Below are 17,974 nucleotides of genomic sequence, written 5' to 3' on the forward strand. Positions count from 1 at the left end.
CTGATGGGCTCGGCCTGTTCGTTGCTGCAGCGGACTATCTGCGCGAGCCGCACGTGCCTCGAGCGTTTGGCTTCAGGTTTTCGTCTGCATGGCGAAGATCATCCTGCAAGACTGGCGGAGCGGGAGGGATTCGAACCCTCGATACGCTTTTGACGTATACTCACTTTCCAGGCGAGCGCCTTCGACCACTCGGCCACCGCTCCGCATGCTCTGGAAGGCGGGCCCTAGCGGGGGGCGGGGCACTGCGCAAGTCGTGGCCCGCATTTTAGAACGTGGCGATTTCGCCTCAGATGCGTTCGGCCTCGGCCACGGCTTCGCTCGCGCGCAGCGAGGAGATGATCCGCGACAGGTGGGCGACGTCCTTGACCTCGAGATCGACCTCGTAGGTGCCGAAGGGATCGTCGCGCTGGATCATGTGCAGGTCGGTGACGTTGGCGCGGTTGTTGGCGAAGATCGCGGTGACTTCGGCGAGAGTTCCCGGACGGTTGTAGAGCACGATGCGCAGGCGGCCGACCGCGCCGGTCGAGCGCTCGCCCCACGACAGGTCGAGCCAGTCGGCATCGATGCCGCTGGCGAGGCTGAGGCAGTCGATCGTGTGGACCTCGACACCCTTGCCGGGCTGGCGCAGGCCGACGATACGATCGCCGGGCACCGGGTGGCAGCATTCGGCGAGGTGGAAGGCCATGCCCGGGGTCAGCCCGCGGATCGAGATCGCGCGCTCCTGCTTGGGCCAGTCGTCGTGCTCGGTGAGGTCGGCGGCGCTGCCGGGGACGAGCGCTTCCATCACCTCGCGGTCGGACAGCTTGGCCGTGCCGATCGCGGCCATCAGCTCTTCCTCGCGCGCGAAGCCGAGCCGCTTGACCGCATCGGCGATCGCCTTCTTGCCGATCTTGGTGGGCAGGCGCTCGACGATCTCCTCGAACAGCTTGCGGCCGATCGCGGCGATTTCCTGCAATTCCTTGGCGCGCACCGCACGGCGGATCGCCGCGCGCGCCTTGCCGGTGACGACGAAGCCGAGCCACGAGAGCTGCGGCTGGGCGTTGCGGCTCTTGATGATCTCCACCACGTCGCCGTTGTTGAGCGGGGTGCGCAGCGGGATGTGGCGGCCGTTGATCTTGGCGCCGACCGCGGCATTGCCGAGATCGGTGTGCACGGCATAAGCGAAGTCGACCGGAGTCGAGCCCTTGGGCAGCTGGTGCAGCGAACCCTTGGGGGTGAAGGCGAAGATGCGGTCCTGATAGATCGCCAGCTTGGTGTGCTCGAGCAGTTCCTCGGCATCGTGGCTGGCGTCGACGATCTCGATCAGGTCGCGCAGCCAGCCCACTTCCTCGTCGGGCCGCGGGCCGCCGGGATTGGCGCCGCCCTGCTTGTAGGCCCAGTGCGCGGCGAGGCCATATTCGTTGGTCTCGTGCATGTCTTTGGTGCGGAGCTGCACTTCGACGCGCATCGAGTTCTCGTAGATCAGCGCCGTATGGAGCGAACGATAGCCGTTGGTCTTGGGCGTCGAGATGTAGTCCTTGAACCGGCCAGGGATCATCTGCCAGGTCCGGTGGAGCAAGCCGAGCGCCTGGTAGCAGTCGTCGACGCTGTCGGTGATAACGCGGAAGGCCATGATGTCGGTGATCTGTTCGAAGGTGACGTGGCGTTCGGCCATCTTCTTCCAGATCGAATAGGGGTGCTTCTCGCGCCCCGAGACCTCGACCTTGAGCCCGGCCTCGGCCAGCGCCTGCTTGATCGACAGCGCGATCGCGCCGACCTGGCTGCCTTCCTGGCTGCGGATCTGCGCGAGCCGGCCGGTGATCGTGGCATAGGCTTCGGGCTCGAGCTGCTCGAAGGCGAGCAGCTGCATCTCGCGCATGTATTCGTACATGCCCACGCGCTCGGCCAGCGGCGCATAGATATCCATCGTCTCGCGGGCGATGCGGCGGCGCTTGTCCTCGCTTTTGATGAAATGGAGCGTGCGCATGTTGTGCAGGCGGTCGGCCAGCTTGACCAGCAGGACGCGCAGGTCCTCGCTCATCGCCAGCAGGAACTTGCGCAGGTTCTCGGCGGCGCGCTCGGTGTCGGTCAGGGTCTCGATCTTCGAGAGCTTGGTGACGCCGTCGACGAGCCGCGCGACGTCGGGGCCGAAGAACTTCTCGACCTCGTCGATCGTCGCCAGGGTATCCTCGACCGTGTCGTGGAGCAGGGCGGTGACGATCGTTTCCTGGTCGAGCTTGAGCTCGGTCATAAGGCCGGCGACTTCGACCGGGTGGCTGAAGTAGGGATCGCCCGAAGCGCGCTTCTGCGTGCCGTGCTTCTGGACGGTATAGACATAGGCACGGTTCAGCATGGCCTCGTCCGCATCGGGATCGTAGGCCTTCACACGTTCGACAAGTTCGTACTGGCGCAGCATCTCGGCCTAAATGGGCGGAGAACCCCCGCGAGGGCAAGGGGGAAGCGCCGGTGAAATGAAGGAGAAGCCTGTCGCCGCCAGCTTTGAGCGCTCTGGCCCAGGGAGGATAGGCGGCGACAGTACAGCCTATACGCGCAGACCCGGCATTCGGTTCCCGTCCGTGCGGCCCGCCCGCGAATTTTTTCGTCCTCGGAAAACGCGCTTAACGGGCCGGTAAGTAGTTATGCGGATAAAGGTCGCGACACGGCGGAAAACGCCGGATCGGGAAAAAGGGGTGTCCTGCGCAAGGCGACGAGACGCGGCAGCAGGGGGCGCCACATTGCAAGACGACATTCTCACACTCGCACTCGACCTGTCGCGCAACACGGCCGACAAGATCAGCTCGATCGACATGATCATGGTCAAGACGCAGATGCTGGCGATGAACGCCCGGCTCGAGGCGGCGCGTGCGGGTGAAGTGGGCAAGAGCTTCGCGGTCGTCGCACAGGAGATGGGCGAAGTGACCAAGGAGGTCAGCGCGCTCTCGGCGGGCCTGCGCACCGCGATCAACGACAATGCCGGACGGATCGAGGCAGCGGGGCGGCAGATGCTGCTCGATTCGCGCGGCAATCGCTTTGCCGACATGGCGCACAACGCGGTCGAGATCATCGACCGCAACCTCTACGAGCGTTCCTGCGACGTGCGCTGGTGGGCGACCGATGCCGCCGTGGTCGACGTGCTCGAACGGCCGTCGCCTGAAGCCCAGTCCCACGCCACCGGCCGGCTCGCGACGATCCTGCGGTCCTATACCGTCTATCTCGATCTCTGGATCGCCGATCGCAACGGCGTGGTCGTCGCCAATGGCCGGCCCGATCGTTACGGTTCGGTGGTCGGCCGCAATGTCGCGGGGACCGAGTGGTTCCGCAGCGGCATGGCCACGGCCAGCGGCGATTCCTTCGCGGTCTGCGACATCGAGCGCAATGCCGCGCTCGATCAGGCCGAAGTCGCCACCTATGCCACCGCGATCCGCGCCGGCGGCGCCGAATATGGCCAGCCGCTCGGCGTGCTCGGCATTTTCTTCGACTGGGAGCCGCAGGCCCGGGCGATCGTCGAAGGCGTGCCGCTCGACGCCGACGAGCGGCGCAGCACGCGCGTGATGCTGCTCAACGCCCGGCACCGGATCATCGCGTCTTCGGGCGGGCAGGGCGAGGCCGAGACCTATCCGCTCCAGGCCGGCAGCAAGCGCGGTTTCTATCAGAACGGCGCGAAGCTGGTCTCCTTTGCGGTCACGCCGGGCTACGAAACCTATGCGGGCCTCGGCTGGTACGGCTGCATCGAAACCGCGGCGGGCTGACTTTCGCAGCGGAAGCCGCGGCTTGCCCAAGGCGGTGCCAAAGCGGAGATTGTATACGAACCGCGTTGACCTCGGCGTGATGTCTGGCACAAGCGCCGGACAATAAGGCACCGAGGAGAGTAAACCGCATGCCCGCATCGTTCGCCGTCGGCTGGCGCCAGGTCGGCATCTGCTTCCTGCTGCTCGCCGCCTCGGGCATGATCGCCTCGACCTATTCGCTGGTGGCCCTGCCGCTGGCGCAGGAATTCCAGCCCAAGCGCACGGTGCTGATGCTGGCGATGACGGTCTATTCGGCGGTCAGCGCGGTGCTGATGCCGCTGATCGGCAATCTCGCCGACCGGTTCTCGGTGCGCAAGCTGATGGTCGCAGGTGGCTGTTTCCTCGCGGCCGGCTATGCCGCGATCTCGCTGGCGACCTCGTTCTCCCAGGTTCTGATCGCCTTCGCGCTACTGATCGCGCCGGCCAACGCGCTGATGGGGCCGGTGGCGGCGACGGTGCTGCTGTCGCGCTGGTTCGCCAATCTGCGCGGCCGTGCGATCGGCATCGCCATCGCCGGGATTTCGGCCGGTGGCTTCGCCTTTCCGCTGATCATTTCGGCGCTGCTCGGCGCCAACGACTGGCGGCAGGCGTTGCAGTGGCTATCGGTGGTGCTGATCCTGTGGACCGTGCCCGCGGCGCTGCTGGTGGTCGAGCGACCCGCCGATCGCGGCCTCAACCCCGACGGTGCGCCCGAAGCGCCCGAACGCGCGCGGATCGATCAGGGCGAGGCGCCGATCTCCGCCCGCCGGATCCTGACCGATCCGGCCTTCTGGGCGATCGCCGCCACGGTCTCGATCGTCACGGCGGGGATGAAGGGCATGATCACCAACCTGGCGCCGCTGGCGCAGGACAGCGGCATCGACGCGACCCGGGCCGCGACCTTGATCTCGGTCTATTCGGCTTGCAGCTTCGTCGCCAAGCTGAGCTTCGCCGCGCTGGCCGACCGCGTCGGGCCGCGCGTGCTGATGTTCGTCGCACTCGGCGGCTTCGCGCTGGGCATCGGCATGCTGACCCAGGCCAGCGCCGGCTATGCCGCGATCGCGCTGGGCGTCGCCTGCATCGGCATCTTCGGCGGGCTGATGGTTCCGATCGAGAGCTTCATCGCGCCGCGGGTCTTCGGCCAGCGCGCCGTGGGCCGGGCGATGGGCCTGCTTTCGGGCACGATCCTGGTGGCGATGCTGGCGACCCCGCCGATGTTCGGGCTGATCTTCGACCTGACGGGCAGCTACAAGGGCATCTTCTGGACCTTCAGCGCGCTGGGCATCGCCGCCATGTTCTGGCTGCCGGCGATCCGGCTGCACGCGCGCGACGAGGGCGAGGATCCGGTCGCGGCGTTCGAATAGGGCCGACTCCATCGCTCCCGCGAAGGAGGAAACCGCGTTCTCACCGATGATTGCTCGGCGCGCGGGTTGGTGGCATGCACCTTCTCAATAAGGGAGAAGATCATGTCTGCGCCGACCATTGCCGCCCCGCATCCCAAGAGCCTCGACGACATCCGCGTCGATTTCCCCGAGGCACCGCCGCACGTTCCGAAGGACCGGATCGTCGATCTGTCGTGGACGATGGGCGGCCTGCCCAACGATCAGGTCGATCCCTACGAGCACATGGGCTGGCTGGCTGGCGAGAACATTCCGCGGCTGCTGTTCAATCCGCCGGCGCCTGGCGGGCTGGGCGCGATCGCGGGGGGCTCGGCCGCGGGCAACTGGGTGGTCACGCACTACGAGGACATCGACCGCGTCTATTGCGACAACGATCACTTCTCGAACAAGGGCACGGCCGAGTTCCAGCGCCTGATCGGCGAGACCTTCCCGTCGATCCCGCTCGGCCTCGATCCGCCCGAGCATACGCCCTATCGCATGTTCCTCACCCAGTTCCTCGGCCCGGCGACGATCACCCGCGTGATGGAGCCGATGATCCGCGAAGTGCTCGACGAGATGATCGGCGAGATCGAGAACAAGGGCGAGGTCGACATGGCCTGGGATTTCGCCCGCGTGTTCCCCGTGCGCATCTTCATGGGCATGATGGGCTTCCCCAAGGAGATGTTCGACGATTTCCTCGAATGGGAATGGAACATCCTCCATTCGGGCAGCCTCGAGAAGATGCAGTGGGCGCTGCGCAGCGTGCTCGATTTCCTGCGCGGGTTCATCGCCGAGAAGGAAAAGAACCCCGACCAGTTCCTGACCTCGTCGATCGTCCACGGCGACATCAAGGGACGTAAGTTCACCGATGACGAGAAGATCGGCATGGTCTGGTTCCTCTGGCTCGGCGGTCTCGACACCGTCGCCGCGACGATCGCCCAGATGTTCCGCCGCATGGCGCTGCAGCCCGAGATTCAGACCCAGCTCCGCAACAATCCCGAACTGATCAACGGCGCGGTCGAGGAATTCCTGCGCACCCAGCCGATCCTCTCCTCGGCGCGCCGGGCGACCAAGGACTTCGAGTGGCACGGCGTCCAGGTGAAGGCCGGCGACAGCTTCTCCTGCCTCAACCCCGCGGGCAATTTCGATCCGGCGCGCTTCGACAACCCGCGCGAGTTCGATCCCACGCGCAAGGGCAACCGCCACTTCACCCTCGTCGGCGGTGTCCACTCGTGCCTCGGCGGCCATCTCGCCCGGCGCGAACTGCGTATTCTGCTCGACGAATGGTTCAAGCGCATTCCCGAGTTCCGGCCCAAGCCTGGCAGCGATACCTCGGTGTTCCCGGGCCTGATGTCGATCCGCAACCTGCCGCTGGTCTGGGACGTCAAGTGATCGATCGTCCCCGCCCGCGCGGCGGGGACGACACCATCGACGGCGGCTACAAATAAAAACAGACTCGTGGGCGCGGTGATGGCACAAACCGCGCTGCTGATCGTTGCGCGCGGGAAGCCGGTGATCGGGACGCGAAAGGGTCGAACAGGGGATGCCTAGCCTATCGGGCAATGCGGAGCATTACCGCACGCTTTTCGAAACGATGGACGAGGGCTTCTGCGTCATCGAATTCATCGACGGCCCGCACGGGCCGCTGAGCGACTACGTCCACGTCGAGGCCAATCCCGCCTACGAGCGCAACGCCGGGTTGCTCAACGTCGTCGGCAAGAAGGTGCGCGACCTCGTCGGCGACGAGGCCGATGGCTGGGTCGAGACCTATGGCCAGGTCCTGGCCACCGGCCAGCAGATCCGTTTCCAGCGCGAGATCATCGAGACCGGGCATCACATCGAGGTGTCGGCCTATCGCATCGGCGACGGTTCGGAAAAGCAGGTCGCGGTGCTGTTCAAGGACGTCACCCCGCGCATCGAGGCCGAGGCGGCGCTGCGCGAGCTCAACGAGACGCTCGAGGCGCGGATCGCCGAAGCCCTGGCAGAGCGTGAGGAAACCGAGGCGGCGCTGCGCCAGGCGCAGAAGATGGAAGCCGTCGGCCAGCTCACCGGCGGTCTGGCGCACGATTTCAATAACCTGCTGGCGGGCATCTCGGGCGCCTTCGAAATGATCGGCACGCGCCTGGCGCAGGGCCGTACCACCGACGTCGAGCGCTATCTCCAGGCCGGGCAGGGCGCCACCCGCCGCGCGACCGCACTGACTCATCGCCTGCTCGCCTTTTCGCGGCGGCAGAACCTCTCGCCCAAGCCGTTGCTGGCCAATGCGCTGCTGCAGGACCTGGCTGAGCTCGTGCGGCGCACCGTCGGGCCGGGTATCCACGTCGAGACGATCGCCGCGAGCGGTCTGTGGTCGACGCTGGTCGACGAGAACCAGCTCGAAAATGCGCTACTCAACCTCTGCATCAACGCGCGCGACGCCATGCCCGATGGCGGCAAGATCACGATCGAGACCTCGAACCGTTGGATCGACGCGCGCGCCGCCGCGCAGCACCGGCTCGATCCCGGTCAGTACGTGACGATCTGCGTCAGCGACACGGGCACGGGCATCGAGAAGGAAGACCTCGAGCGCGTGTTTGATCCCTTCTTCACGACCAAGCCGATCGGCCAGGGCACCGGCCTGGGCCTGTCGATGGTCTACGGTTTCGCGCGCCAGAGCCACGGCCACGTCCGCATCTATTCGGAGCTCGGCCAGGGCACGATGGTCTGCATCTACCTGCCGCGTCACGATGGGCCGAGCGAGCAGGAGGAGCCGCGTGCGCAATCGAGCGCCGCCGCGCCGCGCTCGGGCGAGACGGTGCTGGTGATCGACGACGAGCCGATGGTGCGTATGCTCATCGTCGATTCGCTCGAGGACCTCGGCTACGGCTGCCTCGAGGCGGCCGATGGCCCCTCGGGACTGCAAATTCTGGAGACCACGCCCGACATCGATCTGCTCGTCACCGACGTCGGTCTGCCGGGCGGGCTCAACGGGCGCCAGGTGGCCGAACGCGCGCGGCAGCTCAAGCCAGGCCTGCGCATCCTCTTCGTCACCGGCTATGCCGAAAACGCCGTGCTCAACCACGGCCACATCGAGCGCGGGATGCAGGTCCTGACCAAGCCTTTCGCAGTCGAAGAATTGGGCCGGCGCATCAGCAACCTGATGCAGCAGAAGGACGGCTAGGCGATCGCAGGTTCCGGCGTGGGCTCCGGCTCTGGCCGCCACAGCAGCGGTGCCGGCCGGAGCAGCGCGAACAGCACGCCCGAGAGGATGAAGCCGGGAACCGTCGCCCAGATCACCGGCGTATAGGACTTGCTGACGTCGTAGATGTGGTTGGCGATCAGCGGACCGATGCCCATGGCCACGGTCGTGGTGATGCTGATCACGCCGTAGAACAGCCCGAAGCTGCGCGCGCCCAGGTGGGTGCTGACCAGATAGACCACGGCGTTCATCTTCATGCCGCCTGTCAGGCCATAGGCGATGATCCCGCCCATCGCCGCCCAGAATGTGCCCGCGCCGAGCAGCAGCGACAGCGGCAGGCCGAGCGACACCACGCAGGCGCCGATCGCCAGGCGGCGCACGTCGTAGCGGTCCATCAGGTAGCCGCCGACGATGCGGCCGACGATCGAGGCAATCCCCATCGATCCGGCGATCGTCACCGCCTCGGTCCGCGTCAGGCCGGTGAAGGTCAGCACCGGCACGAGGTTGAGGATCAGCGCGACCCCGGTCATGGCCGAGAGCAGCGAGGCGAAGAACAGGATATAGAGCGTGGGCGAGGCGAAGCCCTCGCGCGGGGTCAGGCCGACGTTGCGGTCCTGTACCGGCGCCAGCGCGTCTTCGGCCTCATCGACGGGGCCGGTCGTGTTCGGCACGAAGGCGAGGACCAGCGGCAGGGTTGCCGTGCACCACATCACGCCGAGCGCGAGCAGGCCGGTGCGCCAGGAATAGTGCTGGACGAACCATTCGGCGATGCCCGGCGCCAGGGTCATCGAGATGCCCGTGCCCGAGACGGTCAGCGCGATGGCCATGCCACGGCCCTTGTGGAAGATCGTCGAGACCGGCGCCATCCACACGGTCGAGGTGAACGAACCTGCGATGCCGAAGATTGCCCAGCAGGCCCACCACTGCCAGAGCTGGTCGCCGATCGCCGACATGCCGGCGATCGAGGCGAAGGAGCAGGCGATCACCACCAGCCCGCAACGCCGGGCGCCGAACCGGTCGATCAGGTGCCCGGCGGGGATCGCCAGGAACAGCCCCATCATCGAGACCACGGCGGGCCCCGACGAGATCTGCGCGCGGGTCCAGCCGAACTCCTGTTCGATCGGGCCGAGGATCACGCCGAACACCGAGGTCAGCATCGCCGCCAGCGACATGCCCATCATCGTCGCCGCGACGAGCGGCCAATGCTTGCGCCATTCGGTCAGGGCCGAGCCGGGTGTTGTCGTCGCCATCAGGCCGCGGCCTCCTGCCGGGCGAAATCGGGATAGGGCCCGAGCGACAGGTAGAGCAGCGCCGCCATGGCCAGGAAGGGCACCGCGGTCCACATCACCGGCGTGTAGGACTTGGTCAGGTCGTAGACGTAGTTCGCGGCAAGCGGGCCGAGCCCGACGCCGAGCGCGATCGCCGTGTTGGTCGCGCCATAGAGCGTGCCGAAGGCGCGCGCGCCGAAATGGCGGCTGGCGAGGTAGGCGACCGCGGGCACCTTGGCGCCGCCGAGCAGGCCGTAGATCGCCACGCCCGCGGTCGCCGCGGCGACCGATCCCGGCGCGATCAGCAGCAGCGCGGGCAGGGCGATGGCTCCGGCCGAGGACATCGCGGCGATCGTCCCCGCGCTCATGCGGTCGATCAGCCAGCCGCCGGCGATGCGGCCGGTGATCGTGGCCAGGCCGATGACCCCGGCGACCGCGGCGGCACTGGCCGGCGTGAGCCCGGTATAGCGCAGCACGGGCACGAGGTTGAGGATCAACGCGACGCCGGCCGACATCGACAAGAAGGCGGCGAGCGCGAGCTTGTAGAACTTGGGCGAGGTGAAACCCTCGCGTGCGGTGAGGCCGGGGAGTGGGGCCGAGGGCTCGGTGGTCGCTGCGGCCTGGCCCGTCGCCGGCTGCGGACGTGCCGATCCGCGGAAGAACAGCACGATCAGCGGCAGGGTCACCGCCGCCCAGATCGCGCCCAGCCCGAGATAGGCGCCGCGCCAGCCGTAGTTCGCGAGCAGCTGGTTGGCGACGATCGGCACGAGCGAGGTGCTGATCCCCGAGCCGCTGAGCGCGATCGCGACGGCGAGGCCGCGACCCGACTGGAACAGGCTCGAGATCGGCGTGAGCCAGACCGTGGGCATGGCCGAGGCGGCGAGCCCGACGATGAGCCACAGGCTCCACCATTGCCAGAGTTCGCCCGCGACCGCCGACATCAGCGCTACGCCCGAACACATCAAGGTCGCGGCGACGATGCCGACGAAGCGCGCGCCGAGCCGGTCGATCGCCAGGCCGACGAAGGTCGCGAGCAGGACCGCCATGAACGAGACGAGCGAGGTGCCGAGCGAGATCTGGGTGCGGCTCCAACCGAACTCCTGCTCGAGCGGTTCCATCATCACGCCCAGCGACGAGACGCTGATCGCGGAGAGCGAAACGCCTGCGGCGGCGGCAAGCACCACGGTCCAGTGAGCGCGCCACTCCGATGCGGCCGTGGCCGGCGATATGTCTGGCAATCCTCTCTCCCTTTTGCCCGAAGCTCCCAATTGCGAGCCGCCGTGTCAATCGCCGGACGGTCGCTTTTTCGGTCGGTCCGATCGCTGCGAGCGGTGGGGGCGCGAGCTGCGCGATGCTTTTTCGTTTGGGGTCAAGCCGGTGCGGCGGCAGTCATTCGAAACATGGTACTAAAGTTCCAAGTGTTGCTTGACACCTCCGCAATAAAGGCCAAAATTCGAGGCCGAAAAGCAAGAAAACGATTGGGAAGGTTGGCGGAAATCCGTCCAATCCAGCGCATCTGACGACACATCGGGCCACACCCGCAAAAGCGGTCGCCCGGCGGGGATAGTGGGGAGGAAATAATGAAAAGAACGAGGAACTTTGCTTTAGCTGCGACCGCCATGGCCGTGGTCATGACGACGCCGGTCTTCGCGCAGGAGGCGGCCGAGACCAACGCCGGCGACATCATCGTCACCGCCCGCCGCATGGACGAGCGCCTGCAGGACGTGCCGATCTCGATCACGGTCTACAATCCCGAGCAGCTCGCCGCGCGCAACATCGTCAACAGCACCGACCTCGCGACCTATACGCCGTCGCTGACGGTCAACGGCCGTTACGGCCCCGACAAGTCGAGCTTCGCGATCCGCGGCTTCTCGCAGGATCTCAACACGGCGCCCTCGGTCGCGGTCTACTTCGCCGAAGCCACGGCGCCGCGCCTGTCGTCGAACATCACCAGCGGCAACGGCGCCGGCGTGGGCCAGATGATGGACCTGCAGAACGTCCAGGTGCTGAAAGGCCCGCAGGGCACGCTGTTCGGCCGCAACACCACGGGCGGTGCGATCCTGCTCGTGCCGCAGAAGCCGACCGACCGCTTCGAGGGCAATGTCGAGGGCACGATCGGCAACTACGATCAGTGGCGCATCCAGGGCGTGCTCAACGTGCCGCTCGGCGACAGCATCCGCTTCCGCGCAGCGGTCGATCGCAACACGCGCGACGGCTACATCCGCAACCGCTCGGGCGTGGGGCCGAGCACCTTCAACGACATCGATTACTGGGCGGCGCGCGCGAGCCTGGTGATCGATGTGACCCCCGATCTCGAGAACTACGCGATCTTCAGCTGGGCCAAGTCCGACACCAACGGCTACATGGGCAAGTACGCCTACTGCAACCGTGGCACGGTCGCGGGTTCGGACGGCAACATCGGCACGGCGCTGACCTCGCGCGCGGCCAACTGTACCGAGCTCGATCGCCAGACCGCGGCGCGCTACGGCTACTACGACGTCGCCAACAACAACCGCAATTCCTTCGTCAAGAACGAGACCTGGCAGGCGATCAACACGACCACCTGGCGGGCCAGCGATGAGATCACCGTCAAGAACATCTTCAGCTACGGCAAGGCCAAGGAATCGTATTCGTTCAACCTGTCGGGCGATGCCTTCCTGCTGCCGGCGCTGGGCGATACGACCGTTCCCCGCTCCTTCGTCATCACCAATCCCGGCCCCGACGGCGGCCAGGGCGATCAGTGGACCTTGAGCGAGGAGCTCCAGCTCCAGGGCCACACCGCGGGCGACAAGCTGGTCTGGCAGGTCGGCGGCTACCTCGAGCACAGCGAGCCGAACAAACAGCAGACGCAGTATACCGCGATCCTGTCGAACTGCGTCAACCAGGCCGACGTATGGGCCTTCAACTGCAGCGCGCTGGGCAACATCTCGATCGCCCACAACAACTATTTCTACAAGAACTACGGTCTCTACGCGCAGGCCACCTACAAGCTGACCGAACAGTTCGCCATCACCGGCGGCATCCGCAACACTTGGGATCGCGTGCGGGTGGAGGCGGACAACATCCAGGTCATCCGCAATGCCACCACGGGCGCGCTGACCTATCGCTGCGCGCGCGCCGCGCAGCCCGCGGGCGGCGCCACGGCCGCCGTTCTGACCAACGGCGCCTGCGGCATCGGCCGGAGCTTCGAGACGCGGTCGAGCAAGCCGACCTGGCTGATCAACCTCGACTTCAAGCCCGATCCCGACACGCTGATCTACGCCAAGTACGCGCGCGGCTATCGCGGCGGCAGCGTCAACGAGGCGAACCTGCAGTTCGAGGCCTGGCAGCCCGAATATGTCGACAGCTACGAACTGGGCGCCAAGGCCAGCTTCAACAGCGGCGACGTGCGCGGCAACCTGAACTTCGCGGCCTTCCTCAACAAGTTCAAGGATCAGCAGGTCTCGGTGTTCATCCCGCAGTGCCTGCCGCTGACCAATGCCAACGGCGTGCCGAATGTCGGCGGCCGCGCGACCTGCACGGCGCCGGCGCCGACGGGCATCAACGGCATCCAGAACGTCGGTCGGTCCGAGCTCAAGGGCGTCGAGGTCGACGGCTCGCTGATGATCGGCGACGCTTGGCGGTTCGATCTGGGCTATGCCTATCTCGACGCCAAGGTCATTCAGGGCGGCGGCACGGTCACCAACTGCAACAGCGCGGCGTTCAACTGCGACCAGGCCAGCGGCTTCGCCAAAGGCACGATCCTGCCCTTCGCGCCGAAGAACCGCGTGACCTTGACCGCGACCTACTCGCTGTCGGTGCCCGAGGAAGTCGGCAAGGTCTCGTTCGGCGCGACCTTCACCCACACCGACAAGCAGTTCAGCAACCACGGCAACGACAAGGCCTTCGCCCAGGGCGCGATTCCCTACAACGCCAGCATCGCGCCGGCGACCGACCTGCTGAACCTCAACTTCAACTGGAATTCGATCGCGGGCAGCGGCGTCGATCTCGCGGTCTTCGCGACCAACGTCACGGGCCAGAAGTACTGGGTGGCGTCGAGCAACGGCCTCGCCTCGTCGGGCGCCGAATGGCTGCTCCTCGGCGCGCCGCGGATGTACGGCATGCGCGTGAAGATCAATTTCGGCAGCTAAGTCTTTTCCCGAGCGGAACAGAGCGGCGGCGGTCCCTTGCCAAAGGGGCCGCCGTTTCGTTTAACCCGGGTGGGAACGGGACGCGGGAGAGGACAATGAAACAGGACGCGCCGCGAACGGCGTTGAGCGAGTGGCGGCGGCATGGCGTGCTGCCGATCGCGGCCGGCATCGGCTATTCGACCATGGCGCTCCAGACCTACGGCGTTGGTCCCTTCGTCGCGCCGCTCGAGCAGACCTTCGGCTGGTCGCGCTCCGAGGTGATGCTCGGGCTCACCATCTCGAACACGATCGGCGTCCTGCTCAACTTCGCGGTCGGCGTGCTCGCGGACCGCATGGGGCCGCGCCGGGTCGCGCTCGGCGGCGTCGTGCTCAAAGCCAGCGCGATCGCGCTGCTCGCGACGGCGACGGGCACGATGTTCAACTGGTCGCTGCTCTGGCTGGTCGTCGCCTTCGGCGCGGTGCTCGCGCAGGCCAACGTCTGGGCCAGCGCCGTCGCCAGCCGCTTCGACAAGGGCAGGGGGCTGGCCCTGGCGGTGACGCTCAGCGGCTCGTCGTTCTGCGCGGCGATCGTCCCAGTGCTCGCGACCTGGCTGATCGGCGCCTATGGATGGCGCCTGGCCTTCGTCGGCGTCGCCGCGATCTGGCTGGCCGTGGCGCTGCCCGTGGTATTCCTGTTCTTCTACGGTCGACAGGACGACGAGCGGCGGGATCGCAAGGCTGCCGAAGTCGCCGCGGCCGAGCTGCCGCCGCTGCCCGGCGTGACGATCCGCGAAGGATTGCGCATGCCGGCCTTCTGGCAACTGATGGTCGCGGCTTTCGCCTTCGCCTTCTACACGATGTCGATCGCGCCCAACCTCGTGCCGCTGATGAGCGAGAAGGGCCAGACCGCGCTGGTCGCCGCGCAGCTGGCGGCGCTGATGGGCATGGTCGGGATCGTCGCGCGGATTTCGGCGGGCTTCCTGCTCGATCACTTCTCGGCGACGATCCTCGGCACGGCGGTGTTCACCCTGCCGGTGATCGGCTGCGGCCTGATGCTGATCGACGTGCCCGGCTACCTTGTCCTCGCTCTGGCCGTCGCCAGCTTCGGCGTGACGATCGGCGCCGAATACGACGTTGTGTTCTATCTCGTCTCGCGTCACTTCGGGCTCAAGAGCTTCGCCTCGCTGATGGGCGCGCTGCTGACCTCGGGCGCGCTCGGCGGGGCGGCGGCGCCGCTCGTCGCCGGCTGGCTCCACGATCGCTCGGGCGACTACGACCAGATGCTGGTCCTGTTGATGATACTGATGGGTAGCGGCGCGGTCGCGATCGCGACTATGGGGCGGCCCAAGCACGACTGGAGCCTGGGGCACTGATGCATAGTGGAGATCGTCAGGCCGGTGCGGCCGAGTGGCGCGCCTATTGGCCGCTGACCCTGGCCGCTCTCGTCGGCTATTCGACGATCGGGCTGCAAAGCTACGGCATCGGTCCCTTCGTGCCGCATCTCGAACAGGCCTTCGGCTGGACGCGGGCCGACGTGATGATCGGCCTGTCGCTGTCGAACGCGGTCGGCGTGTTCCTCAACATCCTGATCGGCATGATCGTCGATCGCTTTGGCCCGCGCCGCGTCGCGCTGACGGGGCTGCTGGTCAAGACCGGTTCCTTCGCGCTGCTGGCGACGGCGACCGGCACCCTGCTCAACTGGTCGTTGCTCTGGGTCGTGCTCGCGGTCGGCGTGGTGCTCGTGCAGTCGACGGTCTGGACCAGCGCCGTCGCCGCCAAGTTCGATCATTCGCGCGGACTGGCCATGGCCGTGGCGCTGTCGGGTACGCCGATCACCGCCGCGGTCGTGCCCGTGCTGGCGACCTGGCTGATCGGCGACTACGGCTGGCGCGTCGGCTTCGTCGGTGTCGCCGCGGCCTGGATCCTCGCGACCTTCCCGGTGGTGTTCCTGTTCTTCAAGGACGGCCGCAAGCCCGGCGAGGCGGCGCAGGTCGTCACCGGACCGGTCCCCGGCCTGACCCTGCGCGAGGGCATGCGCACCGCGGCCTTCTGGCGGCTGCTGATCGCCTTCGGCGCCTTCTCGCTCTACAACATGGCGATGTCGGCCAATCTCGTGCCCTTGCTGGGCGAGACCGGCATCAGCCCGATGCAGGCGGCGCGGATCGCCTCGGTCATGGGGCTCGTCGGCATCGTCGCGCGGCTCACCGTCGGCTTCCTGCTCGATCGCTTCCCCGGCGGCCTGCTCGGCGCGGCCACGCAGTTCCTGCCGGTGATCGGCTGCGCCATCCTGCTGCTCGACGCGCCGAGCGTCATGCTTCTGACCCTGGCGGTCGCCTGCTTCGGCATCGCCACGGGGGCCGAGATCGACGTCGCCCTTTACCTCGCGACGCGGCACTTCGGCCTGCGGTCCTTCGCCGCGCTGTTCGGCGCGATCATCACCTTCGGCGCGATCAACGCGGCGATCGGTCCCTATGTCGCGGGCGAACTGCACGACCGCACGGGCAATTACGACGGTCTGCTGATCACGGTGATGGTGGCGATGACGATCGGCGCTCTGGCCATGGCGACGATGGGGCGGCCCAAGCGCGATTGGCGGGTGGAAGCGCCCTGAGCGGACCATGCTCGTGGGGGCGATACCGCAGGCTTGCGCGGGCAAAGCCCACAGGTGCGAGGCCCGCTTTCCTTGACTTGAGCGCCTGGGGTCCTAGGTGATGGGGCCCGTAGTCAGGGGTTTTGGATGGCCGTTACGCCACGCAGGGTTGGAGCGGAGAATTCGGCGACGCGCGCGCTGATCCTCGAAGCGACCGAGCAGTTGATCCGTGAGGAAGGCTATGCCGCCGTCAGCACGCGCCGCGTCGCGGCGAAGGCCGGACTCAAGCCCTCGCTGGTCCACTACTACTTCACCACGACCGACGACCTGCTGCTCGCGGTTTCGCGTCACGGCGCTGAGCACAGTGACCGGATGATCGAGGAGGCGTTGCGCTCCGAAGATCCGATCCGCGCGCTTTGGGCCTATCTGACCGACACCAGCCGGATCGCCATCGCGCTCGAATTCATGGCGCTCGCCAACCACCGCAAGGCCGTGCGCGCGCATATGGCCGAACATTGCGAAGCGATGCGTCAGCGCGAGGTGGAGATCTTCACCAAGCTGCTCGGCGAACGCCTGGCCGGACCCGATGGGGTGCCGCCGGCTGGGCTCAGCCTCGTGCTGGCCGGGATCGGCCGCGCGCTGGTCATGGAAGGCGGGCTCGGCGTGACCTCGGGGCACGAGGATGCGCGCGCCTTTGTCGAGCAATGGCTGGACAAGCTGGCGCCGCCGTTGGACAAACGCGCCGAACCGGCGGAGGCGCGCCAGGCCTGAGCCTCGCCCCGGTTCGCGGGAGAGCAGGCATGGCAAGCGAGGCGGCGCACCGGCTCGACTATCGCACGATCAAGCCGACGATCGGGGCCGAGGTGCTGGCGGACAAGCCGGCGCTGCTCTCGGGAACCCATGCCGCAGACCTGCGCGCGCTGCTCGAGGAACGCGGGGTCCTGGTCTTCCCGCGCGTCGATTTTTCCGAGGCCGAGCTGGTCGCTTTCACCAGGACGCTCGGCGCCTATGCGCCCGATCGCAAGGACGAGGGCGTCACGCCGATCTCGATCGATCCTGCTGGTGGTCGCAGCGCCGACTACACGCGCGCCTCGTTCTTCTGGCACTTCGACGGCTACATGAACGCCGCGCCGATCCTCGCCTCGATCCTCTGCGCCAAGGTCCTGTCGGCGAGCGGCGGCGAGACCGAGTTCTGCAACACCTATGCCGCCTGGGAGGCGCTACCCGAGGATCGCAAGCGCCAGATCGAGGGGCTCCAGGTGGTCCATGCGATGGCCGGCGCACAGCGCGCGGTCGATCCCGAGCCGAGCTACGAGACCCTCCAGCAATGGCTGCGGGTGCCGCGCCGTACCCTGCCGCTGGTCTGGACGCACCGTTCGGGGCGCCGCTCGCTGGTGATCGGCAACACCGCGGTCAACGTCGTCGGCATGGACCCGCTCGAGAGCTTCGAACTGCTCGTCTGGCTGCGCGACTGGGCGACGCAGGAGCGGTTCCGCCATTCGCATGCCTGGTCGCTCGGCGATGCGGTGATGTGGGACAACACCGGCACCCTGCACCGCGTGCGGCCCTATCCGGCCGACAGCGGCCGGCTGATGATCCGCACCAAGCTCGCCGGCGAGGAGCCGCTGGGCTGACGGAATCGCTGTCCGAATTCAGATCAAATTAAACTGTACACGATCACAGTGATCGCCTCGGCGTCCTTGA

General features: G+C 67.0%; 12 protein-coding genes and 1 tRNA gene. 9 read left to right on the forward strand and 4 right to left on the reverse strand.

All coding sequences use genetic code 11. From position 1 onward, the window contains the following. Positions 1-112: 112 nt before the first annotated feature. Both OLX23_RS19230 and OLX23_RS19235 read right to left on the reverse strand, forming a co-directional pair. Positions 113-203: transfer RNA gene (locus OLX23_RS19230), tRNA-Ser, on the reverse strand. Between the two features lie 83 nt (positions 204-286). After that, positions 287-2,395 (reverse strand): RelA/SpoT family protein, encoded by a 2,109-nt coding sequence (locus OLX23_RS19235; protein ID WP_264446671.1) that lies wholly within the window; start codon positions 2,393-2,395, stop codon positions 287-289. A 319-nt stretch (positions 2,396-2,714) separates the two neighbouring features. Here OLX23_RS19235 and OLX23_RS19240 point away from each other — a divergent pair, with 319 nt between their 5' ends. The 4 genes from OLX23_RS19240 to OLX23_RS19255 all read left to right on the forward strand — a co-directional run bounded on the left by OLX23_RS19240 (position 2,715) and on the right by OLX23_RS19255 (position 8,285). Beyond that, on the forward strand, positions 2,715-3,728 hold the full coding sequence (locus OLX23_RS19240) for a methyl-accepting chemotaxis protein (RefSeq protein WP_264446672.1): 1,014 nt from the start codon (positions 2,715-2,717) through the stop codon (positions 3,726-3,728). A 128-nt stretch (positions 3,729-3,856) separates the two neighbouring features. Next, positions 3,857-5,110: an MFS transporter gene (locus OLX23_RS19245; RefSeq protein WP_264446673.1), complete on the forward strand. Its 1,254-nt coding sequence runs from the start codon at positions 3,857-3,859 to the stop codon at positions 5,108-5,110. 102 nt (positions 5,111-5,212) lie between these two features. Beyond that, positions 5,213-6,517, forward strand: a complete 1,305-nt coding sequence (locus OLX23_RS19250) for a cytochrome P450 (RefSeq protein ID WP_264446674.1) — start codon at positions 5,213-5,215, stop codon at positions 6,515-6,517. 151 nt (positions 6,518-6,668) lie between these two features. Next, positions 6,669-8,285 carry an ATP-binding protein gene (locus OLX23_RS19255; protein ID WP_264446675.1) on the forward strand — a complete coding sequence of 539 codons (1,617 nt, stop codon included), beginning with the start codon at positions 6,669-6,671 and terminating at the stop codon, positions 8,283-8,285. Here the strand turns inward: OLX23_RS19255 and OLX23_RS19260 are convergent. Further along, positions 8,282-9,553, reverse strand: coding sequence for an MFS transporter (locus OLX23_RS19260; RefSeq protein ID WP_264446676.1), 1,272 nt, complete (start codon positions 9,551-9,553; stop codon positions 8,282-8,284). The genes OLX23_RS19255 and OLX23_RS19260 overlap by 4 nt on opposite strands. Next, complete coding sequence (locus tag OLX23_RS19265; protein WP_264446677.1) at positions 9,553-10,809, reverse strand: MFS transporter; 1,257 nt, start codon at positions 10,807-10,809, stop codon at positions 9,553-9,555. The genes OLX23_RS19260 and OLX23_RS19265 overlap by 1 nt, the downstream gene beginning before the upstream one ends. 342 nt (positions 10,810-11,151) lie before the next feature. Here OLX23_RS19265 and OLX23_RS19270 point away from each other — a divergent pair, with 342 nt between their 5' ends. The 5 genes from OLX23_RS19270 (at position 11,152) to OLX23_RS19290 (ending at position 17,904) form a co-directional block, all read left to right on the forward strand. Next, positions 11,152-13,701: a TonB-dependent receptor gene (locus tag OLX23_RS19270; RefSeq protein WP_264446678.1), complete on the forward strand. Its 2,550-nt coding sequence runs from the start codon at positions 11,152-11,154 to the stop codon at positions 13,699-13,701. A 95-nt stretch (positions 13,702-13,796) separates the two neighbouring features. After that, complete coding sequence (locus tag OLX23_RS19275; protein ID WP_264446679.1) at positions 13,797-15,053, forward strand: MFS transporter; 1,257 nt, start codon at positions 13,797-13,799, stop codon at positions 15,051-15,053. Further along, positions 15,053-16,291 carry an MFS transporter gene (locus OLX23_RS19280; protein WP_264446680.1) on the forward strand — a complete coding sequence of 413 codons (1,239 nt, stop codon included), beginning with the start codon at positions 15,053-15,055 and terminating at the stop codon, positions 16,289-16,291. The genes OLX23_RS19275 and OLX23_RS19280 overlap by 1 nt, the downstream gene beginning before the upstream one ends. Positions 16,292-16,417: 126 nt before the next feature. Beyond that, complete coding sequence (locus OLX23_RS19285; RefSeq protein ID WP_264446681.1) at positions 16,418-17,041, forward strand: TetR/AcrR family transcriptional regulator; 624 nt, start codon at positions 16,418-16,420, stop codon at positions 17,039-17,041. A 29-nt stretch (positions 17,042-17,070) separates the two neighbouring features. Beyond that, the gene (locus OLX23_RS19290; protein ID WP_264446682.1) at positions 17,071-17,904 is read left to right on the forward strand and encodes a TauD/TfdA dioxygenase family protein; all 834 of its coding nucleotides are present in this window, start codon (positions 17,071-17,073) and stop codon (positions 17,902-17,904) included. Positions 17,905-17,974: the final 70 nt, after the last annotated feature.

This window comes from Novosphingobium sp. JCM 18896 (assembly GCF_025938095.1).
Taxonomy (GTDB): Bacteria; Pseudomonadota; Alphaproteobacteria; order Sphingomonadales; family Sphingomonadaceae; genus Novosphingobium.